This window comes from Streptomyces sp. NPDC047117 (genome assembly GCF_040643545.1).
In the GTDB taxonomy this organism is placed as follows: domain Bacteria; phylum Actinomycetota; class Actinomycetes; order Streptomycetales; family Streptomycetaceae; genus Streptomyces.
Genome location: NZ_JBEYUN010000013.1, coordinates 66930 through 93564, shown reverse-complemented (window position 1 = coordinate 93564; position 26635 = coordinate 66930). Strand labels below are relative to the sequence as shown.

Here is a 26635-nt window from a genome sequence, read left to right as displayed (position 1 = left end):
ACGAGGGAGTGATGAGGAAAGGGAAGAAACGGCGAGAACGTGCGGCTCAGAGATGGGCGTAGACGTCGTCGAGGCTGATGCCCTTGGCGACCATCATCACCTGAAGGTGGTAGAGGAGCTGGGAGATCTCCTCGGCGGCGGCGTCGTGGGATTCGTACTCCGCGGCCATCCACACCTCGGCGGCCTCTTCGACGACCTTCTTGCCGATCGCATGGACGCCGGACTGGACCAGCTCGGCGGTGCGGGAAGTGGCGGGGTCGCCGGTGGCGGCCTTCTGCTGGAGCTCGGCGAAGAGCTCCTCGAAAGTCTTCTTGGACATGGTGGTACCCACCCTAGCGGTCGCCCGCCCCGGCTCAGCGCCAGGGTTCGGATACTGAACGGAGCGTGGCGGCGGTGGCGACGGCCGCGGTGACCGCCTCGTGGCCCTTGTCCTCGTTCGAGCCCTCAAGGCCCGCACGGTCCAGCGCCTGCTGCTCGTCGTCGCAGGTCAGCACGCCGAAGCCGATGGGCACGCCGGTGTCGATGGAGACCTGCGTCAGGCCCTGGGTGACGCCCTGGCAGACGTACTCGAAGTGCGGGGTGCCGCCGCGGATGACCACGCCGAGCGCGACCACCGCGTCGTACCCGCGGCCCGCGAGCACCTTGGCGACCACGGGCAGCTCGAAGCTGCCGGGCACGCGGAGCAGGGTGGGCTCGTCGATGCCGAGCTCGGCCAGGGCGCGCAGCGCGCCGTTGACCAGACCGTCCATGACCTGGGTGTGCCACTGGGCCGCGATCACGGCCACCCGCAGGTCGCCACAGTTCTTCACGGACAGTTCGGGTGCGCCCTTGCCGCTCACGTTGCTCCTCGTACTGGTGGTGCGTAATAGGGAAGTGGGATGTGTGTCTTACTGCGCTGTGCGTGCCTACTGGCTGTTGCAGGCCGAGGCGCGGTCCGCCGGGTCCAGCCACGGCAGGTCGTGCCCCATCCGGTCCCGCTTGGTGCGCAGGTACCGCAGGTTGTGCTCGCCGGCCTGGACCGGCATCGGCTCCCGGCCGGTGATGTGCAGGCCGTACTCGACCAGGGCCGCGGTCTTCTCGGGGTTGTTGGTCATCAGGCGCAGCGAGCGCACGCCCAGGTCGGTGAGGATCTGGGCGCCCGCGGCGTAGTCCCGGGCGTCGGCGGGCAGGCCCAGCTCCAGGTTGGCGTCCAGGGTGTCCCGGCCGCGCTCCTGCAGCTCGTAGGCGCGCAGCTTGGAGAGCAGTCCGATGCCGCGTCCCTCGTGGCCGCGCAGGTAGATCACCACGCCGCGGCCCGCCTCGCTGATCCGGCGCAGCGACTCCTGGAGCTGCGGGCCGCAGTCGCAGCGCAGCGAGTGGAAGATGTCGCCGGTCAGGCACTCGGAGTGGATCCGGACCAGGACGTCCTCGCCGTCGCCGAGGTCGCCCGCGACCAGCGCGACGTGCTCGACGCCGTCCACGGTGGAGCGGTAGCCGTGCGCGGTGAAGTCGCCGAAGGCGGTGGGGAGCCGCGTGGTGGCCTCGCGGCGGACGGTGGGCTCGGCGCTGCGGCGGTACGCGATCAGGTCCTCGATGGAGATGATCGCGAGGCCGTGCTTGCGGGCGAAGGGGATCAGCTCGGGCAGCCGCAGCATGGTGCCGTCCTCGCCCGCGATCTCCACGATCGCGGCGGCGGGCCGCAGCCCGGCGAGCCGCGCGAGGTCGACGCCGGCCTCGGTGTGGCCGTTGCGTACCAGGACGCCGCCGGGCTTGGCGCGCAGCGGGAAGATGTGGCCGGGGCGCACGAAGTCGCCGGGCCCGGACTCGCCGGAGGCCAGCAGGCGCAGCGTCATGGCGCGGTCGGCGGCGGAGATGCCGGTGGTGACGCCGTGCTCGCCGGTGGCGTCCACGGAGACGGTGAAGGCCGTCTGCATGGACTCGGTGTTGTGCTGGACCATCTGCGGGAGCTCCAGCCGGTCCAGCTCCGGGCCCTCCATGGGCGCGCAGATCAGGCCGCGGCACTCGCTCATCATGAAGGCGACGATCTCGGGGGTGGCCTTCTCCGCGGCGAGGACGAGGTCGCCCTCGTTCTCGCGGTTCTCGTCGTCGACGACCACGACGGGGCGGCCGGCCGCGATGTCGGCGATGGCGCGCTCGACGGGGTCGAGGGTGAGGTCGGTCGCGTCGGGGCCTTCGTACCAGTTCTGCTGTGCGGTCATGCCGCCGCTCCTTCCAGGACGGGCTGCGGGCTCGTGCGGGAGCGCAGCCACCAGTCGCGCAGGCCCCACAGGACGAGACCGAGGTAGACGACGTAGACCAGGCCCGAGAAGGCCAGGCCGCTGCTGAAGGCCAGCGGGACGCCGACCACGTCGACCAGCAGCCAGGCGAACCAGAACTCCACGAGGCCGCGGGCCTGGGCCACCATCGCGGCGAGCGTGCCGACGAAGATGTAGGCGTCCGGCCAGGGGTTCCAGGACAGCTGGGGGACTTGGGTGAAGAGGAAGCCGACGGCGAGGGTGCCGACGACGGTGCCCGCGAGGAGCGTGGAGCGCTCGCGCCAGGTGGCGAAGCGGACGGCGATCGTCCCGTCCTGGGCCTGCTGCCGGCCGCGCTGCCACTGCCGCCAGCCCCACAGGGCGACGGCGATGACCAGCAGCTGCTTGCCCACCCCGCCGCTGAGCTGCGCTGACGCGTACGCGGCGACGAGGATGACGCCGGAGAGGAACTGCGCGGGCCAGGTCCAGATGGAGCGCCGCCAGCCGAGGGCCAGGGCGAGCAGGCCGACGGTGTTGCCGATCATGTCGGACCAGATGACGTGCTGGCCGAAGGCGGCGAACGCCTCACCGTTCAGCCAGGTCAGGGCGGTCATCGCGCGCCTCCGTCGCTGTCCTTGCCGAGCAGCCGCTCGACGTACTTGGCGAGGACGTCGACCTCCAGGTTCACCGGGTCGCCGACCTGCTTGATGCCGAGGGTGGTGAGGTCGAGGGTGGTGGGGATGAGGCTGATGGTGAAGTAGTCGTCCCCGGCCTCGACGACGGTGAGCGAGACCCCGTCGACCGTGATGGAGCCCTTCTCGACGACGTACCGGGCAAGCCCGTCCGGCAGGGCGACCTTCACGATCTCCCAGTGCTCACCGGGGGTGCGCTCCGCGATGGTGCCCGTACCGTCGACGTGGCCCTGGACGAGATGGCCGCCGAGCCGCCCGCCGAGCGCCATCGGGCGCTCCAGGTTGACCCGGGAGCCCTTCTCCAGCGCGCCCAGGCTGGAACGCTTCAGCGTCTCGGCCATCACGTCGGCGGTGAACTCGCCCTCGGCGGTCTCCACGACGGTCAGACAGACGCCGTTGACGGCGATGGAATCGCCGTGCTTGGCGCCCTCGGTGACGACGGGGCCGCGCAGCCGGAAGCGGGAGGCGTCCGTCAGCGTCTCGACGGCGACGACCTCACCCAGTTCTTCGACGATTCCGGTGAACACTTCAGTTCTCCTCGTGGAGGGCAGGGGTGGCGGTGATGCGCAGATCCGGGCCGAGCCGTTCGGTGTCGGTCACGTCGAGGCGCAACGCCCGGTCGATGGTGGAGATTCCGGCGTCGCCCAGCGCGGCCGGGCCCGCGCCGAGCAGCGCGGGGGCGAGATAGCCGACGACCTTGTCGACGACGCGGGCGGCGAGGAAGGACCCGGCGAGGGTGGGGCCGCCCTCCAGGAGGACGGACCGCACGCCGCGGTCGTAGAGCGCGCCGAGCAGGGCCGGCACGTCCAGGCCCCGGCCGTCGGCCGCGCGCGGCAGCCGGACGAGGGGCGCGAGTTCTTCGAGGTGGGCGGTGTCGGCGTCCTCGGCGACCGCGATCAGGGTCGGGGCCGTGCCGTCCAGGACCCGGGCGCCGGGCTTCACGGCCGTGGCGGAGGAGTCGACGACCACCCGCAGCGGCTGGGTGACCTCGCTGTCCGGCAGCCGGGCGCCGAGCTGCGGATCGTCGGCGCGGGCGGTGCCGGAGCCGACGATCACCGCGTCGGCCAGGGCGCGCAGCCGGTGCACGTCGGCGCGGGACTGCGGGGAGGTGATCCACCGGCTGGTGCCGTCGGCGGCGGCGATCCGGCCGTCCAGGGTGGCGGCGTACTTCCACAGTACGAAGGGGCGGCGGCGCAGTACGGAGGTCAGCCAGGCCTCGTTCCCGGCGGCGGCCTCGTCGACCAGCAGCCCGCCCTCGACGTCGACGCCGGCCGCCCGCAGGGTGGTGGCGCCGCCGGTCGCGGCGGGATTGGGGTCCGGTACGGCGTAGACGACCCGGGCGACCCCGGCGTCGACGAGGGCCTGGGCGCAGGGGCCGGTACGGCCGGTGTGGTTGCAGGGCTCCAGCGTGACCAGCGCTGTGCCGCCGCGGGCACGCTCGCCGGCGGCGCGCAGGGCGTGGATCTCGGCGTGCGGGCCGCCCGCCTGCTGGTGCCAGCCCTCACCGGCGACGGCGCCGTGCGCGTCCAGGATGACGCAGCCGACGACGGGGTTGGGGCTGGTGTGCCCGAGGCCGCGCGAGGCGAGCGCGATGGCCCGGCGCATTGCCGTGGTCTCAGCGGGGGCTGTGGCGGCCACCGGGTCCTCCTGCCTCTTCGGGCACGGACTCCGGGGCTGTCGCGAGCGACAGAAGCGGTACGGAACAGCACGGTCACCGAGGCCGGAGAGGTGATCCCGACCGTCGTGGACGGGACCGCCGGCGGCGGTGTACCGGTGTTGCTCGCCCGCCGCGCACTGCCTCCCATCCGGACTTTAACCGTCGGTGCAGGAATTTCACCTGCTCAACCGGCCGCTGGCTGCGGACGGGTCGCGGACTGTAACCGCCGGTTCGGACTTTCACCGACCCCGGAGTGCGCTGCGTATGTCAGTACCCCTCCAGTCTGCCACGTCTGATCGTCGGCCATGCGGGCGCATGCTTGTGGGCTGGCTCACACTGGGTGGCGGGGCATGTACGCACCGGCCCCGGGAGTTCTCCGCGCGTTCCCGGGGAGTTCTTACGGTGACAGACTGCGCCCGGCGCGGTCGCATGACAGGACAGCCTCCGGGAGGAGCGGGCGATGACGACGTTTCTGGTGACCGGCGGGACGGGGACCCTGGGGCGGGTCGTGGTGGACCGGCTGCTGGCCGATGGACACACCGTGCGGGTGCTCAGCCGCTGGCCGCACACCCGGACGGAAAACCCCAGGCTGCGCTCGTACGCCGTCGATCTGCGCAACGGTGTCGGGCTCGCGGACGCGACGGCCGGCGCCGAGGTGATCGTGCACTGCGCGTCGACGCCGGCCGGGGGTGACCTGGACGCGGCAGGACAGTTGGTGGACGCGGCGCGGACGGCGGGCGTACGGCATCTGGTGTACATCTCCATCGTCGGCGTGGACCGGGTGCCGTTGCGCTACTACCGCACCAAGCGCGAGGTGGAGCGGCTGCTGGCGGAGTCGGACGTGCCGTGGACGGTGCTGCGCACGACGCAGTTCCACGATCTCGTGCTGCGGCTGGTGAAGTCCGGCGCGCGCTCGCCGGTGCTGCCGGCCCCGGCGGCCGTACGGGTCCAGCCCGTCGACGTCCGCGAGGTGGGCGCGCGGCTGGTGGAGCTGGCGTACGGGGAGCCGGCCGGGCAGGTGCCGGAGATGGGCGGCCCCGAGGTGCTCGACGCCCGTGAGCTGGTCGGTCTCACGCTGCGCGCGGGCGGGCGGCGCCGCATCGTGCTGCCGGTGCTGCTGCCCGGGGCGACGTACCGGGCGCTGCGGGCGGGCGGCAACCTCGCCCCCGACCACGCGGTCGGCAAGATCCGCTACGCGGACTTCCTGGCCGAACGCGGCGGGCACGTACCGGGGTTGCGCATGGTGGGGACCGGCAACGCGTCGGACGGCTGAGCGCCCGGCGGGTCAGCTCTCCGGCCGGTCCGGTGCCGGGGGCGGCCAGGGCCCCGTGGGGTCGCCGATGACGACGTCGGCGAGGTCGCGCATGCGCATCTGGTGTGCCCGGGCGTAGGTGCGGAGCAGTTCGAAGGCGCCCTCCGGGGTGAGGCCGAACCGGCCGGCGAGGATGCCCTTGGCCTGCTCGATCGGGACGCGGGACGACAGGGCCCGCTGGAGCTGGCCGGCCCGGGTGTGGCAGTCGGTGAGCGTCCGCTGGAGCAGCAGTCCGGTGGTGGCGGCGCTGGCCAGGCTCTGGGCGCGCTGCCGGTGGCGCGCGCCCAGCGTCCCCGCGTCGCGGAGGTAGAGGTTGATGACCCCGACGACGGCGTCGTGGTGACGCAGCGGTTCGGCCCACATCGCCCGATAGCCCGCGGCCCTCGCCCGCACGGCGAGTGCGGGCCAACGGCGTTGCCGGCCGGTGAAGTCCGCGACGTGGTGGGGACGGCCGGTGCGCACGGCTTCCATGCACGGCCCGTCCGCGCTCTCGATCTCGTACAACTCCACGCTGCGCAGCACCTCGTGGGAGGTGGCGGTCACCTCGACGCTCTCCCTCGGGGAGTCGGCGCGCTTCCCCTCCTTCGGCGCCGCGGGGACGACGAGGATGACGCCCGCGGCATCGACGGGCAGCAGGGCGAGGCAGTGCGAGACCAGGCGGCGGGAGAGCGGGCCCGCCGTACTGTCGGCGCGCACCTGGATGAGATTGAGCAGGGCCCTGGCGAGGGCCCCTTCCTGCTCGTCGGGGACGGAATCGGCACCGGGGTCGGGATCGGGATCGGGCATCGCGGGTCCTGGAGGTGAGCGGGGTCCGGGCAGGCGGATGGCGGCAGCCTCACCAGATCTCGTCGGAGCCCGCTTCCACCCGGTTCAACGCGCTTCATGGTGCCCCTCGTCCCCACGTGAGATGCTGCGGTCGACAGCACTTCGAGATCCGGTGCTCCAGTGATATCGCGGCAGGCTGGCCGCCTCCTGCACGCCGGATCAACGCCGGATCAACTCTGCGAGCCACGCGGGAACACCGTTGCCGTCACCTTCCGGGCCGACCCGGTCCAGCGCCGCAGTGAGCAGCGTGCCGGCCACACGCCGGCCGGTGGTCGCGCTGATCGAGGACGAGCCCGACCTGGTCGCGATGTCCTGCGCCTACTTGGAACGCGAGGGCTTCACCGTGGTGAGCGCGCCCGACGTCCGGTCGGCGCGTGCGGTACTGCGATGCCATCAGGTCGACCTCGCGGTGCTCGACCTGGGGCTGCCCGACGGCAACGGCCTGGACCTGCTGCGCGGCATGCGCGACGAGGACGGCCCGCCGGTGATCATCGTGACCGGGCGCGGCGAGGAGACCGACCGGGTGCTCGGCCTGGAACTGGGCGCCGACGACTATGTGGTCAAGCCGTTCTCGCAGCGTGAACTGGCCGCCCGCGTCCGGGCCGTACTGCGCCGCACCGCGCCCCGTCAGGACAGGGGAAAGGCCGAACGACGGCCGGTTCTCCGGCTGGGCGACCTCATCGTGGACACCGGGGCGCGGCAAGTGCGCAGCGTGGGCGGCCCGATCGCCTTCACGCCGCGCGAATACGCGCTGCTGGAGTTCCTCTCGGCCTCCCCCGGCCAGACGTTCTCCCCCGGCCAGCTGCTGGAGCGGCTGTGGGAGGGCGCCGACTGGCAGGACCCGGCCACCGTCACCGAACACGTCTACCGCGTACGGCGGAAGCTGCTGGCCGCCGGGGTCGGGGCACCGCAGATCACGACGGTACGCGGGTTCGGCTACCGGCTGGACGTGGCGGACGACCCGCCGGACGACCCACCCGCACTCCGCACGAGGTGACACGCCATGGCCCAGGGGCCCGACCGGGACAGCACCGCTCGCCGCGATGCCCCGCAGCCGGACTATCACGCACTGTTCGACGCGACACCCTCGCCCTACCTGGTCCTGGACCCCGAACTGCGCATCGTCGAGGTCAACCGGGCGTACCTGGCCGCCACCGTCACCGACCGGCGGTCCCTCCTCGGCCACCCGATCTTCGAAGTCTTCCCCGACAACCCCGCCGACCCGGCGGCGGACGGCGTCCGGAACCTGGCCCGCTCCCTGCGCACCGTCCTGGCCACCCGCCGGCCCGACACCATGGCCATGCAGCGGTACGACATCCCGGCCGGCCCCGGCGGCGCCTTCGTGGAGCGGTACTGGTCACCGGTCAACACCCCGGTCCTGGACGGCTCCGGCACGCTCACCCACATCATCCACCGGGTCGAGGACGTCACCGAGTTCGTACGTCTGCGCCGCGCGGGGCGGCGCCAGCGGCGGGCCGCCGCCGAACAGCAGCAGCGCGCCGACCGGGTGGAGAGCGAGCTGTTCGCCCGCAGCCGGGAGGTCCAGGAGGCGAACCAGCGGCTGCGGCAGGCCAACGACGCGCTGACCACCGCCGGGGCCGCGCTGCGCGAGCAGCAGGAGGCCAAGGACCGGTTCATCGCCACCCTCTCGCACGAGCTGCGCAATCCCATGGCAGCCCTTCAGGCCGCCGGCGAGCTGCTCGCGCTGGACGGTCCGCCGCCGCGCGAGGCGCTGGCCGTACTCCAGCGGCAGATCACGCACATGGCGCGGATGACCGACGACCTGTTGGACGCGACGAGGGCGCTGACCGGCCGGCTGAACCTGGCGCGCGAGCGGCTCGACCTGCGCTCCGTGGTCACGACCGCGGCCGAGGACATGCTGCCCGAGTACGCCAGGACACGGCGCAGGCTGCTGGTCGTGATGCCGTCCGGGCCGGTGCACGTCGAGGGGGACCGCGTCCGGCTCGCGCAGCTGACCGCCAATCTGCTCAGCAACGGCCGCAAGTACACCCGGCCCAACGGCCGGGTGGAGGTCGAGCTGGACACGGTGGCCGGCTCCGGTGCGGCGGGGGCGGGGCACGCGGTGCTGACCGTGCGCGACGACGGCATAGGGTTCGATCCGGCCGTCGCCGGCACCCTCTTCGACGCCTTCGTCCGCGCCGTCCCGGCCTCGGACACCACGACCGGCGGGCTCGGGCTCGGCCTGCCCATCGTCCGCGGCATCGCCGAACTGCACGGCGGCACCGTACGGGCGCACAGCGACGGCCCCGGCAGCGGCGCGTGCTTCCGCATCCGGCTGCCGCTGGCCGCCCCCGCGCTTCCGGCCGAACGCCCGCCCGACGAGGGGGAGGCGGCCCTCCCCCGCCCGCCGCTGCGCATCCTGGTGATCGAGGACAACGCCGACCTGGCCGTCGGCTACCGCGCCCTGCTGGAGCGGGGCGGCGACCGGGTGACGGTGTGCCACACCGGCGTGGAGGGGCTGGCCGCCGCCCACGCCGCCCCCTTCGACCTGGTACTGAGCGACCTGGCGCTGCCCGACGTGCACGGCCACGACCTCGCCGGCCGGCTGCGGCAGGCGCTGCCGGCCGGCCGCACGCGGCTGATCGCCGTGTCGGGCTTCAGCCAGCAGGCCGACCGCGACCGGTCGGCCCGTGCCGGGTTCGACGCGCACCTGGGCAAGCCGCTGAGCTTAGCCGCCCTGGACCGCCTCCTGGCGGGCTGGGCCGCCGATCCGTCCCCGTGGCCGCAACAGGAGGCGTCCGGGCCCCCTCTGTTGTGAACCTGCTGAACCGCCCCGGCGCGGTTCAGCGCGCCGCGCCCTCCGGGGCGAACAGGTCGTCCTGGGCCGCGTCCTTGGCGGCCAGTACGGCGCCGCGCAGCACGGCACGGCCGCCGACCGTGCTCGCGCGCACCTCGGTGTGCAGCGGTGACATGCCGGCCGCGCAGGCGGCCACCCGTGTGGCGAGCGCCGCGCCGCCCGCCCGGCCGATCTCGCCGCCGAGCACGACGCAGCCGGGGTCGAGGAGGGCGGTCACCGCGGCCACGCCCACTGCGATCCGCCGCGCCAGCGCGTCGAGGAAGTCCGCCCCTGCGGGCCCCGCGGCCACTGCGGCGCGGACGACGCGCTCGGCGGCCGGCGCCTCGTCGTCCGTGCCGGAGCCCGTGTCGCCCCCGGCCCCCGGCCCGGCGGGCACTCCGGCGAATCCGTACTCCCCCGCCAGCTCGACGATCGCGCCGGAGGCGGCCAGCGAGTGGAAGCCGCCGTCGCAGCCGGTGGCGCTGGGCAGGGCCGGCGTGCCGGGCACGGGCAGGAAGCCGATCTCGCCGGTGCCGCCGGAGGCACCGCGGCGCAGCCGGCCGTCCAGCACGACCGCTGCGCCCACTCCGTGGCCCAGCCACAGCAGGACGAAGGTGTCCCGGTCCCGGGCCGCGCCGTCCCGCCGTTCGGCGATCGCGGCGAGGTTGACCTCGTTCTCCAGGAGCAGCGGTACGCCGAGCCGGTCGCGCAGCCCCGCGACCAGCGCGCCGTGCCAGGAGGGCAGCGTTCCGGTGCCGGTCAGCCGGCCGCTGGCGGGGTCCACGAGGCCGGGCGCGCCGACCACGACGGTGTGCGGCCGGACCCCGCCCGCGCGCTCCAGTGTCCGGTCCAGCGCGGCGTACGCGCAGGTCAGTGCCGTCTCCGGCGCGGCGTCCGCGGCGACCGGCACGGACTCCTGTGCGCGGACGGTGCCGAGCAGGTCGGCGACGGCGACGGTGACGCCGTGCGTGCGGACGTCGATCCCGGCGAGGTGGGCGCGGCCGGCGACGATGCCGTAGAGCCGGGCGTTGGGGCCGCGGCGGTCGGCACCCGCCTCGCCGACGACCTCGATCAGCCCGGCACCGCCCAGCCGGTCCACGAGGTCGGCGACCGTCGGCCGGGACAGGCCGGTCCGCTCCTTGAGCTGATGGGCCGTCAAAGGACCCTCGGATTCCAGCAGCTGGAGCGCCAGGCGGTCGTTGATGGCCCGCGCGGTGCGCGGCGACGCCGTACGGGACCGGGCCCGGGGGACGGTGCCGGCCGGCGCACGGCCGGGTCGCGCGGTGGTGTCAGGCATGGCGGAATCCTTCCAGACCGAACCCCTCGAAATATTCGGCGGTTAATAGGCAGGGATCCTGATAGTTTCATCGCCATGCCAGCCAACGGTGGTTCCCCCACGGCAGTCCCGCCTCCCCAACTGCGCCGCGCACGCTGGTCGGTGGCGCTCGTCTTCCTCGTGCACGGCGCGGTGACCGGCAACTTCGCCACCCGCGTCCCCTGGATCCAGGAACACACCGGGGTCAGCGCGGGGCAGCTCGGGCTCGCGCTCGCCTTCCCCGCGATCGGCGCGTCCCTCGCGATGCCGCTGGCGGGCCGGATCAGCCACCGCTTCGGCGCCCGTACGGCGCTGCGCGGCCTCCTGGCGCTCTGGACACTCTCCCTCGTCCTCCCCGCGGTCGCCCCGAACCTCTACACCCTCTGTGGCGCCCTGCTGGTCTACGGGGCCACCGCCGGGATGTCCGACGTGGCGATGAACGCGCTGGGCGTCGAGGTCGAACAGCGCCTCGACAAGCCGATCATGTCGGGGCTGCACGGCATGTGGAGCGTGGGCTCACTGCTGGGCTCGGCGGCCGGCACCGTCGCCGCGCACACCGAGACCGACGCCCGACTGCACCTCGCCCTCGCGGCCGGCGTGCTGACCGTGCTCGGCGCGGTCTTCTGCCAGGGCGTACTGGACCTGCGCAGCGCCCCGGACGAGCATCCGCCGCCGCGGTTCGCGCTGCCGCCGAAGTCCGCGCTGATCATCGGCGCCATCGGCTTCTGCGCCGTGTTCGCCGAGGGGGCGAGCCTGGACTGGTCGGCGGTGTACCTGCGGGACGTACTGGGCACGTCGGCCGGGCTCGCGGCGGTCTCGACGACCGCGTTCACCTGCACGATGGCGGTGGCGCGGCTGGCCGGCGACCATGTGGTGGCCCGCTTCGGCCCGGTGCGCACGGTGCGCGCGAGCGGCGTACTGGCCACCGTGGGCGGCCTGCTGATCGTCACGGCGCAGCACCCGGCCATGGCGGTGGCGGGCTTCGCGCTGATCGGCACGGGCATCGCGGTGGTCGTGCCGCTGGCGTTCGCCGCGGCGGGGCGCAGCGGCCCGGCACCGAGCCAGGCCATCGCGGGCGTCGCGACGATCACGTACACCTCGGGGCTGATCGCGCCCTCCGCGATCGGCTCCATCGCCCAGGCCACCTCGCTGACCAGCTCGTTCATTCTGGTCACGGCGCTGGCCCTGGGCCTGGTGCTGGGCGCGGGCGTACTCCGCGCACCGGAGCGCCGCGCCTCGGTCAGCTCGACCACGTTCGACCTGAAGGGGTCGTGATGACGGGCGATTCGTTGAAGGGGGCGCGACGGGCGACTCGTTGAAGCGGTCGTGACGGGCGACGGGCCGGCGCGGCGCCGCGGCTGCCGTCGGCCGCGGTGCTCAGCTCGCGTCGGGCAGGGCCTCCGGGCGGGCCAGCTTGCGGGCGATCGCGCGGGCCTCGTCGGTCCAGGGCGCGGGGCGCAGGGTCTGCGCGTCGACGCGGACCAGGATGCGGTGGCCCTGCGCGTACGTGGTCGCGCCGTCCGCCGAGCAGACCCGGAAGCCGTAGGTGAGGCTGGTCCGGCCCAGCTTCTCGACCCACAGGTGGGCGGCGAAGGTGCCAGGACGGGTGATCGGCGCCTCGTAGGAGACCCGCATCTCCTTGATCACGTTGGCCATGTCACCCGCGCTCGCCCAATCGCCGGTGAACCCGAAGCCGTGCGAGTGCCAGTACGCGCCCCAGGCCCGCTCGACGAGCAGCGGGAAGCGCGAGTTGTGGAGCATGCCGAGCGCGTCGAGGTCGTCGAAGTGGACCGTCACGGGGACCAGCTCGCCGTACGGAAGGGTCTCGGCGGCATACGGGGCGGCGTCACTCACGGTCGTACTCCTGGTGCTGCGGTGCGGTGGGATGCATGCAAATCGGATGCATTCAAAAGTTGAACCATCTCATCGTAAGCATGCGCTTAGACTGCTTCCGCCCCGGGCCGAGTGACCGATTCCATCCGCGGCCAATCCGGACCGTAACCGGAGGAAGCGGACCAGGCCCGCACTAACATTGGCCGGTCACCGCCGGTCGGTGGCCTCACGACGACTTGACGAGAAGACGAGAACGGGAGCTTCCATGGGCCTCGGCGTGCGCTGGACCCTCCACGGAGACGGGCGCACCCCCGCGCCGGGAGCCGTGGTCAGACCCGACGAGCGGCTGTCCTGGCCGCGTACCGCCGGCCTCGGCGCGCAGCACGTGGTGGCCATGTTCGGCGCCTCGTTCGTCGCTCCGGTCCTCATGGGCCTGGACCCGAACCTCGCCATCATGATGTCCGGCGTCGCGACGATGATCTTCCTGCTGGCGACCCGCGGCCGGGTGCCCTCCTACCTCGGGTGCAGCCTCTCCTTCGTGGGCGTCGCCGCCGTCATCCGGGCCCAGGGCGGTACGAGCGCCACCGTGACCGGCGCGGTCCTCGTGGTCGGCGCGGTGCTCTTCCTCATCGGGCTGGCCGTGCAGCGGTTCGGCGCGCGGATCATCCACGCGGCGATGCCTCCCGTCGTCACGGGCGCGGTCGTCATGCTGATCGGCTTCAACCTCGCCCCCGTCACCGCCAGCACGTACTGGCCGCAGGACCAGTGGGTGGCGCTGCTGACCATGCTGTTCACCGGGCTGGCCGTGGTCTGCCTGCGCGGCTTCTGGTCGCGCATCGCGATCTTCCTCGGGCTGATCTTCGGGTACCTCGTCTCCTGGCTCTTCGACCTGCTCTTCGGGATGATCCACTCCCAGAACGGCGCCGGGAAGGTCACCGACCACTGGCGGCTCGACTTCTCCGCCGTCGGCAAGGCCGATTGGGTGGGCCTGCCGTCCTTCCACGGACCGAGCTTCCAGTGGTCCGCGATCCTGGTCGCGCTGCCGGTCGTCATCGCGCTGGTCGCCGAGAACGCCGGGCACGTCAAGGCGGTCGGCGAGATGACCGGCGACCCGCTGGACGACAAGCTCGGCACCGCGATCTCCGCCGACGGCGCCGCGTCCGTGCTCTCCACCGCGCTCGGCGGCCCGCCCAACACCACGTACTCCGAGAACATCGGCGTCATGGCGGCCACCCGCGTCTACTCCACCGCCGCCTACTGGGCCGCCGCCTGCTTCGCCCTCCTCTTCGGACTCTGCCCGAAGTTCGGCGCGGTGGTCGCCGCGATCCCGGGCGGGGTGCTCGGCGGCATCACGGTCATCCTGTACGGCATGATCGGCCTGCTCGGCGCGCAGATCTGGGTCCACAACAAGGTCGACCTGCGCAACCCGCTCAACCTCGTCCCCGTCGCCGCGGGCATCATCATCGGCGTCGGCGGCGTCAGCCTGAAGATCTCCGACAACTTCGAACTGAGCGGCATCGCCCTCGGCACGATCGTCGTCCTCTCCGGCTACCACGTCCTCCGCGCCCTGGCCCCGGCACACCTGAAGACGCAGCAGCCACTGCTGGACGAGGGGACGTCGGCTTACGACGAGGAAGGGGCCGGGGACGGCGGCACGGCCAAGGGCACGGACTAGGAGCGGCCGGCCCGGAATCGCCTCTGCGGGGCGGGGGCTCAGTGGCCCCTTGCCGGGGCGGCGTCTTGGGGGCCCCTTGCCGGGGTGGCGTCTCGGGGCCCCTCGCCGGGGCGGCGTCTCAGCGGTTGTTCCTTGCGGGGCGGCGCGCATAGAGGTGCAGCTCTCGGAGGCCCCCACCAGGGGGTTACCCAAGTGGGCAACCGGCGAAGCACCCCGGCCCGGCGGAGCGCATCCGCCGGGCGACGGCCCCGGCGTGGCGACAGCGGTGCAACGGTGCGGCGCCCCCCCCCCCCGCGGCGGCGCCCCCGCAAGGGCGTCACCCCCGCAACGGCGTCAGCAGTAGCTGGCCCACCAGGCCGACGCCCGCGTCGAGCCGCTGTGTGAATTCCTCCGCCACCTCCGGCAGGCCGCGCATGCTCCACAGCGCGCGGGCCGCCGTCCACGCGCCGTCCCGGGCCGCCTCCAGGCTCCACGAACCGGCCAGGTGGGTCAGCGGGTCGGCGATGTCCAGCAGGTCGGGCCTCGGCATCAGCCGCTCCCGCACCCGTTCCTCCAGGCCGATGAGCACCCGCCCCGCCCGGTCGAAGTCGGCCTCCAGCGCGGCCGGTTCGCACCCCAGCGCCCGGCAGGTGTCCACCAGGGCGAGCGCCAGGTCGTGCCCGATGTGCGCGTTGATCCCGGCCAGCGCGAACTGGAGCGGCTCGACGCCGGGGTGGCAGCGCAGCTGGAACAGCGGGCGCCAGCACGCCGGCGGACGCAGCCCGGCCGTCACGGCGTCCACCGCGCTCAGGTACCGCAGCGCGAACCGGACGTCCAGCTCGGCGGCCGCGCCCGCGTCCCGGAAGCCGCCCGCCCCGATCTGCCGCCCGACCTCCTCGGTGACCTGCAGGTACACCCGGTTGAAGACCGCGACGCCGTCGCGCGGCGGCAGCGTCGCGTCCAGCGCGCGCATCCGCGCCACGATCCGCTCCACGCCCGCCGTCACGCCGGTCGGCTGCATCGTCGTCATGGCGATCAGCGTGGCAGGGGCGGGCGGGCGGCAGGGACGGCGCGGTGAGGCGTGACCGGATCGGACTAAAGCCTTGGCCGGACCCTCACCGGCCGTGCGCGCCGGTACCGCGCGCCATCGCGCCCCCCGACGCCGGAACTCCCGCGCCCGCGGCGGACGTTGATCGCACATAACCCGTCGGCGAACCGGATCCGAAGGAGCACGGTATGACTGTCCGACTCGGACTGAGCCTCCCGCAGATGCGCCAGTACGACCTCGGCCGCGACGTGCCGGACGTGGCGCGCGCCGCGGAGCAGACCGGTTACGAGAGCCTCTGGGTCTTCGAGCGCGTGCTCTTCCCCGAGCCCGCGACCCAGGGGCTGTACGGCATACCGGGCCTGCCCTGGCCCGATCAGTACCGCTCGGTGGCCGATCCGCTGGTGACGCTGACGCTGGCCGCCGCGGCCACGGAGCGGGCCCGGCTGGGTACGAGCGTGCTCATCGCCCCGCTGCACGTCCCCTTCCAGCTGGCCCGGAGCCTCGCCTCGCTGGACGCGGCGAGCGGCGGCCGGGTGATCGCCGGGCTCGGCACGGGCTGGTCCCTGGACGAGTACGCGGCGGCCGCGGCGGCCCCGTTCGAGCAGCGCGGCAAGGTGCTGGACGAGCTGCTGGACGTGTGCCGGGCGGTGTGGGGCCCGGACCCGGTGACGTACGAGGGCGAGCTGACGACGATCGCGCCGTCGGAGGTCGGCCCCAAGCCGGCCCGGCCGATCCCGGTGCTGCTGCCCGCCAACAGCCCGCGGGCGCTGCGCCGCCTGGTGGACCGGGCGGACGGCTGGATGCCGGCGGGCATGGGCGCGGAGAAGCTGGCCGAGCAGTGGCGGCAGCTGCGGGAGCTGGCCGACGAGCGCGGCCGCGAGGCACCGTTCGAGAACGTCCTGCGGGTCAACACCCAGCACACGGCGAAGGCGTACGAGGGCCAGGACCGCCTCCCGTTCCAGGGCAGCGTCGCGCAGATCGTCGAGGACCTGGCGGGCCATGCCGAGGTGGGCGTCGGGGAGATCCTGCTCGACCTCCAGGGCCGGGCCCGGGACGCGGAGGAGCTGAAGGACCTGGCGGCGGAGGTGTACGAAGCGGCGCGCGCGGCCGGGATATGACCGCAGGGGGAGCTGCGCGGCGGCAGCTCCCCCTGTCCCCTCCGTCCCCTGGTCCGGGGCTCCCCCGCCGGTCGACGGTCGTCGGGCGGTCGTCGGGTGGTCAGTCCTCCGGCAGCTCGACCGGGGCGATCTCGTCGTACACATCGCCCGGGCCCGGGTTGGTGGCGTCCGTGCCGCCGCCGAGGTGGTGCATCACGCCCCACACAGCGTTCAGCGCGGTCTGCACGGCGCCCTCGGCCCAGCCGGCGGTCCAGGAGATGTCGTCACCGGCCAGGAAGATGCCGCGCTTGTCCTCGGGAAGGAGGTCCTGCATGAAGTGCGTGAACAGGCGGCGCTGGTAGCGGTAGTGGCCCGGCAGGTTGGCCTTGAACGCGCCCATGAAGTAGGGCTCGTTCTCCCAGGACACGGTCACGGGGTTGCCGATGATGTGCTTCCGGATGTCGACCTTCGGATAGATCTCCGAGAGCGACTTGAGCATGACCTCCATGCGCTCGTTGGCGTCCAGCGGCAGCCACTTCAGGCTGTCGTCGCACCAGGTGTAGGAGAGGCAGATGACGGCCGGCCGGTCGGGCCCGTTGTCGAGGAGGTACGTCCCGCGGGTCATCCGGTCCGTCAGCGTCATCGACATGACGTCGCGGCCCGTCTCCTCGTCCTTGTCCAGCCAGAACGGCCGGTCGACGGGCACGAACAGCTTGGAGGACTCCATGTAGTGAGTGCGCTCCATCGCCGTCCAGTGGTCGATGGGGAACAGTGCGTCGTCGCACTCGATCTTTGACAACAGCATCCAGGACTGCGCGGTGAAGACGGCCGCCCGGAAGGTGCGGATGTCGCCGGAGGCGTCGGTGACGGTGATCCGGTTGCCGGCGGTGCGGTGCAGCCGGGTGACGGCCGGGCGGGGCGCGCCGTCGTGCAGGGAGGACAGCGAGGTGCCCTGCGCCCAGTGCACGATCTTCGCGGGCTCGCGCTCCCACAGGCGCAGCGGGAGCTGCTGGCTGCCGCCGACGATGCCGCGGTGATGGTCGTCGGCCTCGGTGTAGACGACGCGGAGGATCTCCAGGATGGAGTTGGGGAAGTCGGTGTCCCAACCGCCGGTGCCGAAGCCGACCTGGCCGAAGATCTCCCGGTGCCGGAAGGACTTGAAGGCGCTGGAGTCGCAGAGGAAGCCGTAGAAGGTCTGGTTGTCGAGCTTCTCGACGAGCTTGGCCCAGATCTCCCGGATGCGCGGCACGTCGCGCTCCCGGAGGGCCTGGTTCATGTCGGAGAAGTCGGCGCCCTCCTCCAGGCAGGTGTTCCAGGCCTCGGCCACCTGACGGTAGACGTCGGGCAGGTCGTCGACGGTCTCGGCGTAGTGCGACTCGCCCTTGAGGTCGACGACGGTGGAGGGGGTGTCGGGCGCGAGCGGGTTCGGGAACGGCTGCGTCTCCAGCCCGACCAGGTCGATGTAGTGCTGCAGCGCCGTGGAGGACGGCGGGAAGCGCATGGCGCCCATCTCGGCGGTGAGCGAGGAGTCGCAGCCCTCGAAGCCGACCGTGCGCAGCCGGCCGCCGATCCGGTCCGCCTCGTAGACGACGGGCTTGAGGCCCATCTTCATCAGCTCGTAGGCGGTGACGATGCCGGAGAGGCCGCCGCCGATGACCGCGACCTCGGTGCCGTGCTCGGTCGCGGGTATCTGGCCCAGCCCCGCCGGGTTCGCGAGGAAGTCGTCGTACGCGAAGGGGAAGTCCGGTCCGAACATGGTGATCGGCGGCTGAGCATCGGTGTGCTGGACGGCGGTGGGCACCGTGGACGTCATGAGGGCGGGACTCCTTGCAAAACCATGCGGAACGGGAGGAAGGGGGCAGGCGAGGGCCGGGCCGGGGCAGCCCCCGGCCGGACGGCCGGCAGGCGGGGCGTGCGGGGCCGGGCTCAGCCCAGGGAGCCGTACAGCTCCGGGCGGCGGTCCTTCAGGTACGTGTTGGCCTCGCGGGAGGCCGCGAGGAAGCCGGGGTCGACATCGCCGAGGACCGTCTCCTCGCCGCGGCCGGCGCGGGCCCGTACGACCCCGTCGGGCCCGGCCAGCGTGGAGAGACCGACGAACTCGAACTCGCCTTCCGGACCGGTGCGGTTGACGTAGGCGATGTAGAGCTGGCTCTCGAAGGCGCGTACCGGGATCAGCGATTCGGCGACGAACTGGTACGGGTGCATCTGGGCGGTGGGCACCACCAGGAAGTCGGTGCCGGCCAGCGCGTGGGCCCGGACGTTCTCCGGGAACTCCACGTCGTAGCAGATCATGAGGCCGATCCGGACGCCGGTCAGCTCGGCCTGGACGACGGTCCGGTCGCCGGGGGTGAACATCTCCTGCTCGAAGCAGCCGAAGAGATGCGTCTTGCGGTAGTTCGCGAGCCGGGTGCCGTCCGGGCCGATCAGCTGGACGGAGTTGTACACCTTCCCGCCGTCGCGCTCCGGGTAGCCGTACGCCACGGCGATGCCGTGCTCGGCGGCGATCCGGGCGATCTCGTCGGCGCTCTCGCCGTCGGCGGGCTCGGCGAGCTCGCGCACGCCGGAGCCGATGGCGTAGCCGGTCAGGTACAGCTCGGGGCAGGCCAGCAGCCCGGCGCCGGCCGCGGCCGCTTCCTCGGCGGCGCGGTCCAGCGCCTTGAGGTGGTACGCCACATCGCCGGGCCGTCCCGAACTCTGGAGCAGGGCGGTGCGCAGCGCAGACATGGGACCCCTCGGATGGTGCGTACGGTGCGTACGGGCTTTCGGAAGACGTAAAGACGGTACGGTCCGCGGAGCAAGTGGTACAAGGCTGCACCATTGCGCTTCACATACCGATTTGTTGCGCCTTCGGAGCCTGTTCCGGCGATTCGTTGCGCCCCGCCGCGTACAGCCGTGGCACCGGGCCCCCGCGGGACGGGAGCGTCAGACCGGGGAGCCCGAGGAGAAGCGCCGCAGGAGGGGCGAGAGCACCAGGACGGACTTGGTCCGCTCGACGAAGGGCTCGCCCGCGATCCGCTCGAGGACCCGCTCGAAGTGCCGCATGTCGGCGGCGAAGACCTGCACGAGGGCGTCCGCCTCACCGGTCACGGTGGAGGCGGACGCCACTTCGGGATAGCGCGCGAGGCCGCGGTGAATGGACTCGGGCGAGGTGTTGCGACGGCAGTACAGCTCGACGAAGCCCTCGGTCTCCCAGCCGAGCACCGCCGGGTCCACCCGTACGGTGAACCCGGTGATCGCCCCGTCGGACCGCAATCGGTCCACCCGGCGTTTGACGGCCGGCGCGGAGAGCCCGACCTCCTGACCGATGTCGGCGTAGGAGCGGCGGGCGTCCTCCGCGAGGGCGTGGACGATGCGTTCGTCGAGGTCGTTCAGTCGCACGAGGGGTTGTTCACTTCTGGTCGGTGGCCAATCGGGAGCGGCGCATGCCGTAAGCGAAGTAGAACACGAGACCGGCCACCATCCAGACTCCGAACACCACCCAGGTGACCACGTCGAGGCTGCCCATCATCCAGATGCACAGCACGAAGCCGATCACGGGGAAGAGCGGCGACAGCGGCGTACGGAAGGACCGCGGCATGTCGGGGCGGGTCTTGCGGAGCACGATGACCGCGACGTTGACCAGCGCGAACGCGAAGAGCGTGCCGATGCTGGTGGCGTCCGCCAGCTGGCCCAGCGGCACGGCCGCGGCCAGGATGCCGCAGAACAGCGAGACGATCACGGTGTTGGCGCGGGGCGCGCCGGTCTTCGGGTGGACCTTGGAGAAGACCTTGGGGACCAGGCCGTCGCGGGACATCGCGAAGAGGATGCGGGTCTGGCCGTAGAGCACGGTCAGCACGACGGACGCGATGGCGACGACGGCGCCGAAGGCGAGCAGCACGGCCCAGAAGCTCTGGCCGGTCACGTCCTTCATGATCCCGGCGAGCGCGGCCTCGGTGCCGGAGAACTTCTGCCACGGCAGCGCACCCACGGCGACGGCCGCCACGAGGCAGTACAGCGCGGTGACGATGACCAGCGAGAGCATGATGGCGCGGGGCAGGTCGCGCTGCGGGTTCTTGGCCTCCTCGCCGGCCGTGGAGGCGGCGTCGAAGCCGATGTAGGAGAAGAAGAGGGTGGCGCCCGCGGCGCTGACACCGGCCATGCCCAGCGGCATGAAGGGGGCGTAGTTCCCGGCCCGGATGCCCTGGAAGGCGACGCCGCAGAAGAGCAGCAGCGCGGCGATCTTCACGGCGACCATGATGGCGTTGGCCCGGGCGCTCTCCTTGGCGCCCCCCAGCAGGAAGACCATCGCGAGCAGCACGACGAGCAGGGCCGGCAGGTTGAAGATGCCGCCGTCACCGGGCGGTGCGGCGATCACCTCGGGGATGGTGAAGCCGAGCGTGCCGGACAGCAGCTCGTTGAGGTACTGCCCCCAGCCGACCGCGACCGCGGCCACCGAGACGCCGTACTCCAGGATCAGGCACCAGCCGCAGACCCAGGCGACCAGCTCGCCGAGCGTGGCGTACGCGTAGGAGTACGAGGAGCCGGAGACCGGGATGGTGCCGGCCAGCTCGGCGTAGGAGAGCGCCGAGAAGAGCGCGGTGATGCCCGCGATCACGAAGGAGATGATCACGGCGGGGCCCGCGTCGGGGACCGCCTCGCCCAGCACCACGAAGATGCCGGTGCCGAGCGTGGCGCCGATGCTGATCATCGTCAGCTGCCACATACCCAGGGAACGGCGGAGGGTGCCGCCCTCGCCGTGGCCGGCATCGGCCACCAGATTCTCGACGGGCTTGCGCCGCATCAGGGTGCCGAGCGGCCCGGGGCGGGACGGAGGCTGCTGCGGCTGGGGGTCGCTGCCCTCGGAGTGAGGGGCTGCGCCGTGGTCCAACACTGGGGTGGCTCCTTTTTCGCTGCCGACCAGGCGGCGGTGACCGCGGCGGCCCGCACCCGGGCAGCACGAAGCAACCCGCACGGGAACCGCCGAGCGGACGGTCCCCGCCACTCCACGTAACTAACTTGCCTGACCTTAAGGCCCGCGCGTGACCTGCCGTAATGCGGGTTCTTTGCGCATTCGCGCATGATCCTTGCGCACCGCGCTCCACAGCGGCCATTTGTTGCGCGGCAGCGGCGTGTTGGGGCCGTGGAATCGAAGGAAGCCACCGGAGGCCGTACGGCCGTACGGGCACGGAAGAGAGCGATCTCACTCGGTGACGCCCCGCGCGGACGCGAACGGGCCCGGCCCCGCGCGAGGTGTGCGCGGGGCCGGACCCGTGAGAGGCGTCGAGTGTGGCTGTTACCAGCTGTTGTGCAGCGGCTTGCCCTCGGCGTAGCCGGCGGCGCTCTGCACGCCGACGACGGCCTTCTCGGCGAATTCCGCGAGGTTCGAGGCGCCCGCGTAGGTGCAGGACGAGCGCACGCCCGCGATGATCGAGTCGATCACGTCCTCAACGCCGGGCCGGGCCGGGTCGATGAACATCCGGGAGGTGGAGATGCCCTCCTCGAAGAGGCCCTTGCGGGCCCGGTCGTACGCCGACTCCTCGCTGGTGCGGTTGCGCACCGCGCGGGCCGAGGCCATGCCGAAGCTCTCCTTGTAGAGCCGGCCGTCGGCGGTCTGCTGGAGGTCGCCGGGCGACTCGTACGTACCGGCGAACCACGAGCCGACCATGACGTTGGACGCGCCGGCCGCCAGGGCCATGGCGACGTCGCGCGGGTGCCGCACGCCGCCGTCGGCCCAGACGTGCTTGCCGTACTTCGCGGCCTCGGCGGCGCACTCCAGGACGGCGGAGAACTGCGGGCGGCCCACGCCGGTCATCATGCGGGTCGTGCACATCGCGCCCGGTCCGACACCGACCTTGATGATGTCGGCGCCGGCGTCGATGAGGTCGCGCACGCCGTCGGCGGCGACGATGTTGCCCGCCACGATCGGGACCTGCGGGTCCAGCGCCCGTACGGCCTTGACCGCGCTGATCATGGATTCCTGGTGGCCGTGCGCGGTGTCCACCACGAGGGTGTCCACGCCGGCGGCCAGCAGCGCCTTGGCCTTGCCCGCCACGTCGCCGTTGATGCCGACGGCCGCGGCGATGCGCAGCTTGCCGTCGGCGTCGGTGGCCGGGGTGTAGAGGGTCGCGCGCAGCGCGCCCTTGCGGGTGAGGATGCCGACCAGCTGGCCGTCCTTGCCGACCGCGGGGGCGAGCTTGCGGTTGGCGGCGTCGAGCTGGTTGAACGCGTCGCGCGGGTCGATGACCGCGTCCAGCACCAGCGGGTCCTTGGACATGACCTCGGCGACCTGGGTGAAGCGGTCCACGCCCGCCAGGTCGTGCTCGGTGACGATGCCGACGGGGCGGCCGCCCTCGACGACGATGCCCGCGCCGTGCGCACGCTTGGGCAGCAGGGACAGTGCGTCGGCGACGGTCGCGATCGGCGAGAGCACGATCGGGGTGTCGAAGACCAGGTGCCGGCGCTTGACCCAGCTGACGACGTCGGTGACGACGTCGATGGGGATGTCCTGCGGGATGACGACGAGGCCGCCGCGGCGCGCCACCGTCTCGGCCATCCGGCGGCCGGCGATCGCGGTCATGTTCGCCACGACCAGCGGGATGGTGGTGCCCGTGCCGTCGGGCGAGGAGAGATCCACGCCCTGGCGGGAGCCGACCGCGGAGCGGTTCGGCACCATGAACACATCGTCGTACGTCAGGTCGTACGGCGGCTTCGAATCGTTCAGAAATCGCATGCTAACTCTCTCACCTGCGGTTGTGCTTCGGTAGCGGGCGGGGAGTCAGCACCGGTCCGGTGGCGGGTACGGCTGTGCCGGCAGCGGATCAGGCATCAAGCTCCTAGTCCATCATCGCCGATCGGGCACCGGATTGACGAGCCTCGGCCGCCGTTCGGGCAGGTTCTGTGTCATCACCCGACCGGGACTCGTGCCGGCTGTGGTTTCACCCGAAATTGTGCGGGTGAAGGTAAACCCTGTGCATACGAGCTGCTCGCGGAGCGGTGGGCTCCCGTACCGTGCCGTGATGATCAGAAAAGCACTCCTCGCGTCGGGCATCGCCGGCGTGTCCCTCGCGACCGTTGCGGCCACCGTCGCCTTCGCCGACGGCACGGAGCGGCCGGCCGCCGCGAAGTCCGGATGGCAGAAGGTCGGCGACGGGATGACCGGCGGCGTCAGCGGGCTGGCCGTCGCCGGCTCCGAGCACGGCCGCATCGACACGGTCGTGGCGCGGGACAACAAGGAAGCGGGCCAGGTCCGGCTCTCGGCCGTACGGCTGGAGCACGGCCACGCGCCCGTCGTGCGGGACCTGAAGTGGGCCGGGAGCGAGGTCCCCAAGGACCTGGAGTCGCTGGACACGGTGCCCGGCCGGCCGGGCGAGTACACCACGCTGAGCAGCGGCGACGGCGGCAAGTTCCGTCCGACGGTCTACGGCCTGAAGGTGAGCGGCGGCACGGCGACGGTCCGCTGGTCGACCCCGCTGCCGGGCACCGGGAACTACAAGGGCGACGACACGCAGAACTACGAGGCGTTCGCCGTCCACCGGGACCGGGCCACCGGTAAGGACGTCGCCGTCTGGGCGACCCGGGGCAGCAACGGCACCGCTTCGCAGGTGCGGACGGCCGTACTGAACCCGTCCGCCTCCGCTGCGAAGGACGTGTTCTCGCACGTCACCGACCCGGTTGCGTTCCGCGCGCCGTGGCCGGCGCAGGACGAGGTACGGCACATCAGCGACATCAAGATCGCGGCGGACGGGACCGTGGTGCTGTCCGCGGCCCAGGACCCGAACAAGAACTCCGGTCCCTTCAGCTCCGCGGTCTACGAAGCGGGCCGGCTGACGGCCGACAAGGGCCGCCCCGAGCTGAAGCTGACCAAGCCCGAGGAGGTCCGCCGGTACACGACGGCGGACAACCGCAAGATCGAGGCGGTCGCCCTGCTGCCCGGCAACCGGGCGCTGTGGGGCACGGACGACGAGGACTTCGGCGGCTCGGTGCTGCTGGACCACGTCGGGGACTGACGCGTCCGACGCCTGCCCCGTTCCGGCCGGCTGCCCTGTTCAGGGTGGCCGGCCGGTTCCGTACGGCGGGGCCGCGGCGTAACGCACCAGAAACGGGGCCTCGGCAGAATCCCCGTCATGAAGATCGAACAGGTGGCCTGGGAGGAGCCGGACGCGGCCGTGCTGCGGGCCCGGCAGCGTACGGAGATCGCCGAGATCTACGGGACCCCGGACAGCGAACCCGGGGTCCCGCCCTCGGCGGCGGACATCACCGCCTTCTTCGTCGCGTACGAGGACGACGGCACGCCGGTGGGCTGCGGGGGTCTGCGCGACCTCGGCGACGGGACCGGCGAGGTCAAGCGGATGTACGTGGTGCCGGACCGGCGCGGCACGGGCACCGCAGCGGCGGTCCTGCGCGCCCTGGAGGAATGGGCCCGCGGCCGGGGCTGGGACCGGCTCCGCCTGGAGACCGGCGACCGGCAGGACGCCGCGGTGCGCTTCTACACCCGCGCGGGGTACACCCGGACACCGAACTTCGGGGCGTACGCAGGGGTGCCGTCGTCGTGGTGCTTCGAGCGGGCGCTGTAGCGCGGACCGCGACGGCCGCTCAGCGGCGGGCGGTTGCCGGGCCGCCCGCGTCGCGCGTCAGCAGCACGGCCAGCCCGGTGTCCGTGTCCCGCCAGCGGGCCACCGCGTCCGCGAGGACCGACTCCGCCACCCGCCACTCCTCCGGCTCGGCGGCGGCGTACCCCTGCCAGGCCCGTACGGCCAGCAGCCGGCCGCCGTGCTCGGCGGGCCACCAGGACAGGTCGCCGAGGCAGTCGGCGAGCGCGTCCCAGTTGGCTCCGAACCAGGACGGCAGGCGCAGCGCCGCCGCGGCGCGCGTCATGAACTCCGCCTTGTCGGTGACGCCTTCGAGGTCGAGCACCGTGCCCTGCCAGCCCGCGGCCAGCGCGGCGTCCAGCGCTTCCTGCACGGGCCGGCCGGCGGGCCAGGACAGCACGCCCGGCAGCGTCCGTCCGTCGAGCACGGCGGACAGCGACCTGGGCACGCCGTCCTTCTCGGTGCGGGCGCCGTCGCGCGGGCCGGCACCCTGACCGGGGACTCCGGGGGTATCGGGCATGCCGCGATGCTGTCACAGCCCCGGCCGCGGCGCCGGACGAACGGCCGCCGTACGGATCACCGCGTACGGCGGCCGGGGCGGCGGCCCGCGTCGGTCAGGAGCCGTCCGGGTCCGCGCGGTCCAGGGCCGGGCGCGGCCCCGGGTCGGACTCCAGCAGGAGGTGGTCGGCGGCGGCGGTGTCCGTGACCAGGCTCGTGACCAGGCCGGACTTCAGGACCGCGCCGATGGCGTGGGCCTTGCGGTGGCCGCCGGCGATCGCGACCACCTCGGGGATGCGGCGCAGCCGGTCGGCCTCGACCGTGATGCAGCGCTCGCCCAGGTCGCGGCCGATGCGCCGGCCCTCGGCGTCGAAGAGGTGCGCCGACATCTCCGCGGCGGCGCCGAGCGAGGCGTAGTGCTCGCGCTCGCTCTCCGAGAGCATGTCGTACACCGTCGAAATGCCGGGCGCCCAGGAGCCGATGGAGACGCAGGCGACGGTGACCTTGTCGAAGTAATCGAACGCCCGTGCGATACCCGTCTGGCCCCGCAGCGCCGCCGCTGTGGCCGAATCCGGCAGCAGCATCGGCGCGTAAATGGGGTGCGCCTCGCCGCCGGAGACGTCGGCGGCGCGGCGTACCGCCTCCACCGAGCCGCGGTCGGCGGTGCCCGCGTCGTACACACCGGTCAGCTGGACGACCGTGCACGGCGGCAGCCGGTGCAGCGCCGAGGCCATGTGAATCGTCGCCCGGCCCCAGGCGAGGCCGAGCACGTCGCCCTCGGTGACCAGCTCGCCGAGCAGGTCGGCGGCGACCTCACCGAGGTTCTCCGGGTCGGGCGCGTCGTCGGAGTCGGCGGCCGACTCCACGACCACGGCGTGCCGCAGGCCGTACCGGGCGCGCAGCGCGTCCGAGCGCTCGGCGTCCAGCTCGGCGGGGACCCGGATCTCGATCCGCACCAGGTCACGCTCCAGTGCCGTCTCCAGCACCCGCGCGACCTTGAAGCGGCTGACGCCGAACTCCTCGGCGATCTGGATCTTGGATTTGCCCTCGAGATAGAACCGGCGGGCCATGGCCGCAGCCTGCACCAGCTCGGCGGGGCCCATCCC

Annotated in this window: 25 protein-coding genes and 1 riboswitch; of the genes, 8 read left to right on the top strand and 17 right to left on the bottom strand. The window is 72.8% G+C overall.

Annotated elements, in window-relative coordinates:
* Positions 1 to 46: 46 nt before the first annotated feature.
* From ABZ840_RS24525 to ribD, 6 genes are all read right to left on the bottom strand, one after another.
* Positions 47 to 319, bottom strand: a complete 273-nt coding sequence (locus tag ABZ840_RS24525) for a phosphoribosyl-ATP diphosphatase (protein WP_030251465.1) — start codon at positions 317 to 319, stop codon at positions 47 to 49.
* A gap of 34 nt (positions 320 to 353) precedes the next feature.
* Positions 354 to 839 carry a 6,7-dimethyl-8-ribityllumazine synthase gene (gene ribH, locus ABZ840_RS24520; RefSeq protein ID WP_361562262.1) on the bottom strand — a complete coding sequence of 162 codons (486 nt, stop codon included), beginning with the start codon at positions 837 to 839 and terminating at the stop codon, positions 354 to 356.
* Between the two features lie 66 nt (positions 840 to 905).
* A complete protein-coding gene (locus ABZ840_RS24515) occupies positions 906 to 2198 on the bottom strand; it encodes a bifunctional 3,4-dihydroxy-2-butanone-4-phosphate synthase/GTP cyclohydrolase II (RefSeq protein ID WP_361562261.1) in 1293 nt (430 codons plus the stop codon).
* The gene (locus tag ABZ840_RS24510) at positions 2195 to 2848 is read right to left on the bottom strand and encodes a nicotinamide mononucleotide transporter family protein (RefSeq protein WP_361562260.1); all 654 of its coding nucleotides are present in this window, start codon (positions 2846 to 2848) and stop codon (positions 2195 to 2197) included. Before ABZ840_RS24510 ends, ABZ840_RS24515 begins: the two co-directional genes overlap by 4 nt.
* Complete coding sequence (locus ABZ840_RS24505; RefSeq protein WP_361562259.1) at positions 2845 to 3453, bottom strand: riboflavin synthase; 609 nt, start codon at positions 3451 to 3453, stop codon at positions 2845 to 2847. The genes ABZ840_RS24510 and ABZ840_RS24505 overlap by 4 nt, the downstream gene beginning before the upstream one ends.
* Before the next feature lies 1 nt (position 3454).
* A complete protein-coding gene (gene ribD, locus ABZ840_RS24500; protein WP_361562522.1) occupies positions 3455 to 4531 on the bottom strand; it encodes a bifunctional diaminohydroxyphosphoribosylaminopyrimidine deaminase/5-amino-6-(5-phosphoribosylamino)uracil reductase RibD in 1077 nt (358 codons plus the stop codon).
* Positions 4532 to 4713: 182 nt separating this feature from the next.
* Positions 4714 to 4844: riboswitch (FMN riboswitch) on the bottom strand.
* Positions 4845 to 5043: 199 nt separating this feature from the next.
* On the opposite strand from ribD, the gene ABZ840_RS24495 reads away from it, so the two are divergent.
* Positions 5044 to 5856 (top strand): NAD(P)H-binding protein, encoded by an 813-nt coding sequence (locus tag ABZ840_RS24495; protein ID WP_361562258.1) that lies wholly within the window; start codon positions 5044 to 5046, stop codon positions 5854 to 5856.
* 12 nt (positions 5857 to 5868) lie between these two features.
* On the opposite strand, the gene ABZ840_RS24490 is transcribed toward ABZ840_RS24495, so the two are convergent.
* A complete protein-coding gene (locus ABZ840_RS24490; protein WP_361562257.1) occupies positions 5869 to 6681 on the bottom strand; it encodes a GAF and ANTAR domain-containing protein in 813 nt (270 codons plus the stop codon).
* A gap of 286 nt (positions 6682 to 6967) precedes the next feature.
* Here ABZ840_RS24490 and ABZ840_RS24485 point away from each other — a divergent pair, with 286 nt between their 5' ends.
* Both ABZ840_RS24485 and ABZ840_RS24480 read left to right on the top strand, forming a co-directional pair.
* Positions 6968 to 7717 (top strand): response regulator transcription factor, encoded by a 750-nt coding sequence (locus ABZ840_RS24485; RefSeq protein WP_361562256.1) that lies wholly within the window; start codon positions 6968 to 6970, stop codon positions 7715 to 7717.
* A 6-nt stretch (positions 7718 to 7723) separates the two neighbouring features.
* The gene (locus tag ABZ840_RS24480) at positions 7724 to 9499 is read left to right on the top strand and encodes an ATP-binding protein (protein WP_361562255.1); all 1776 of its coding nucleotides are present in this window, start codon (positions 7724 to 7726) and stop codon (positions 9497 to 9499) included.
* A 25-nt stretch (positions 9500 to 9524) separates the two neighbouring features.
* Here ABZ840_RS24480 and ABZ840_RS24475 read toward each other — a convergent pair whose 3' ends face one another.
* On the bottom strand, positions 9525 to 10814 hold the full coding sequence (locus tag ABZ840_RS24475; RefSeq protein WP_361562254.1) for an ROK family transcriptional regulator: 1290 nt from the start codon (positions 10812 to 10814) through the stop codon (positions 9525 to 9527).
* Between the two features lie 75 nt (positions 10815 to 10889).
* Here ABZ840_RS24475 and ABZ840_RS24470 point away from each other — a divergent pair, with 75 nt between their 5' ends.
* Positions 10890 to 12107 carry an MFS transporter gene (locus ABZ840_RS24470; protein WP_361562253.1) on the top strand — a complete coding sequence of 406 codons (1218 nt, stop codon included), beginning with the start codon at positions 10890 to 10892 and terminating at the stop codon, positions 12105 to 12107.
* A 102-nt stretch (positions 12108 to 12209) separates the two neighbouring features.
* Here the strand turns inward: ABZ840_RS24470 and ABZ840_RS24465 are convergent, their stop codons facing one another.
* On the bottom strand, positions 12210 to 12686 hold the full coding sequence (locus ABZ840_RS24465) for a thioesterase family protein (protein WP_361562252.1): 477 nt from the start codon (positions 12684 to 12686) through the stop codon (positions 12210 to 12212).
* Between the two features lie 244 nt (positions 12687 to 12930).
* Here ABZ840_RS24465 and ABZ840_RS24460 point away from each other — a divergent pair, with 244 nt between their 5' ends.
* Positions 12931 to 14340 carry a solute carrier family 23 protein gene (locus ABZ840_RS24460; protein ID WP_361562251.1) on the top strand — a complete coding sequence of 470 codons (1410 nt, stop codon included), beginning with the start codon at positions 12931 to 12933 and terminating at the stop codon, positions 14338 to 14340.
* Between the two features lie 316 nt (positions 14341 to 14656).
* Here the strand turns inward: ABZ840_RS24460 and ABZ840_RS24455 are convergent, their stop codons facing one another.
* The gene (locus tag ABZ840_RS24455) at positions 14657 to 15349 is read right to left on the bottom strand and encodes a DUF5995 family protein (RefSeq protein ID WP_361562250.1); all 693 of its coding nucleotides are present in this window, start codon (positions 15347 to 15349) and stop codon (positions 14657 to 14659) included.
* 206 nt (positions 15350 to 15555) lie between these two features.
* On the opposite strand from ABZ840_RS24455, the gene ABZ840_RS24450 reads away from it, so the two are divergent.
* Entirely contained in the window at positions 15556 to 16485 is a 930-nt protein-coding gene (locus ABZ840_RS24450) for an LLM class F420-dependent oxidoreductase (protein ID WP_361562249.1), read from the top strand.
* Positions 16486 to 16585: 100 nt separating this feature from the next.
* Here the strand turns inward: ABZ840_RS24450 and ABZ840_RS24445 are convergent, their stop codons facing one another.
* From ABZ840_RS24445 to ABZ840_RS24425, 5 genes are all read right to left on the bottom strand, one after another.
* Positions 16586 to 18277 carry an NAD(P)/FAD-dependent oxidoreductase gene (locus ABZ840_RS24445; protein ID WP_361562248.1) on the bottom strand — a complete coding sequence of 564 codons (1692 nt, stop codon included), beginning with the start codon at positions 18275 to 18277 and terminating at the stop codon, positions 16586 to 16588.
* Positions 18278 to 18390: 113 nt separating this feature from the next.
* Positions 18391 to 19188, bottom strand: a complete 798-nt coding sequence (locus ABZ840_RS24440) for a carbon-nitrogen hydrolase family protein (protein ID WP_361562247.1) — start codon at positions 19186 to 19188, stop codon at positions 18391 to 18393.
* 198 nt (positions 19189 to 19386) lie between these two features.
* Complete coding sequence (locus ABZ840_RS24435; RefSeq protein ID WP_361562246.1) at positions 19387 to 19842, bottom strand: Lrp/AsnC family transcriptional regulator; 456 nt, start codon at positions 19840 to 19842, stop codon at positions 19387 to 19389.
* Positions 19843 to 19852: 10 nt separating this feature from the next.
* On the bottom strand, positions 19853 to 21334 hold the full coding sequence (locus tag ABZ840_RS24430) for an amino acid permease (RefSeq protein WP_361562245.1): 1482 nt from the start codon (positions 21332 to 21334) through the stop codon (positions 19853 to 19855).
* 402 nt (positions 21335 to 21736) lie between these two features.
* Entirely contained in the window at positions 21737 to 23173 is a 1437-nt protein-coding gene (locus ABZ840_RS24425) for a GuaB1 family IMP dehydrogenase-related protein (protein ID WP_361562244.1), read from the bottom strand.
* A gap of 286 nt (positions 23174 to 23459) precedes the next feature.
* On the opposite strand from ABZ840_RS24425, the gene ABZ840_RS24420 reads away from it, so the two are divergent.
* Both ABZ840_RS24420 and ABZ840_RS24415 read left to right on the top strand, forming a co-directional pair.
* Positions 23460 to 24449, top strand: coding sequence for a hypothetical protein (locus ABZ840_RS24420; RefSeq protein ID WP_361562243.1), 990 nt, complete (start codon positions 23460 to 23462; stop codon positions 24447 to 24449).
* A 117-nt stretch (positions 24450 to 24566) separates the two neighbouring features.
* Complete coding sequence (locus tag ABZ840_RS24415) at positions 24567 to 25016, top strand: GNAT family N-acetyltransferase (RefSeq protein ID WP_361562242.1); 450 nt, start codon at positions 24567 to 24569, stop codon at positions 25014 to 25016.
* Positions 25017 to 25035: 19 nt separating this feature from the next.
* On the opposite strand, the gene ABZ840_RS24410 is transcribed toward ABZ840_RS24415, so the two are convergent.
* Both ABZ840_RS24410 and ABZ840_RS24405 read right to left on the bottom strand, forming a co-directional pair.
* Positions 25036 to 25479 carry a barstar family protein gene (locus ABZ840_RS24410; protein WP_361562521.1) on the bottom strand — a complete coding sequence of 148 codons (444 nt, stop codon included), beginning with the start codon at positions 25477 to 25479 and terminating at the stop codon, positions 25036 to 25038.
* A gap of 166 nt (positions 25480 to 25645) precedes the next feature.
* Positions 25646 to 26632 carry a sugar-binding domain-containing protein gene (locus tag ABZ840_RS24405; RefSeq protein ID WP_361562519.1) on the bottom strand — a complete coding sequence of 329 codons (987 nt, stop codon included), beginning with the start codon at positions 26630 to 26632 and terminating at the stop codon, positions 25646 to 25648.
* Positions 26633 to 26635 lie beyond the last annotated feature (3 nt).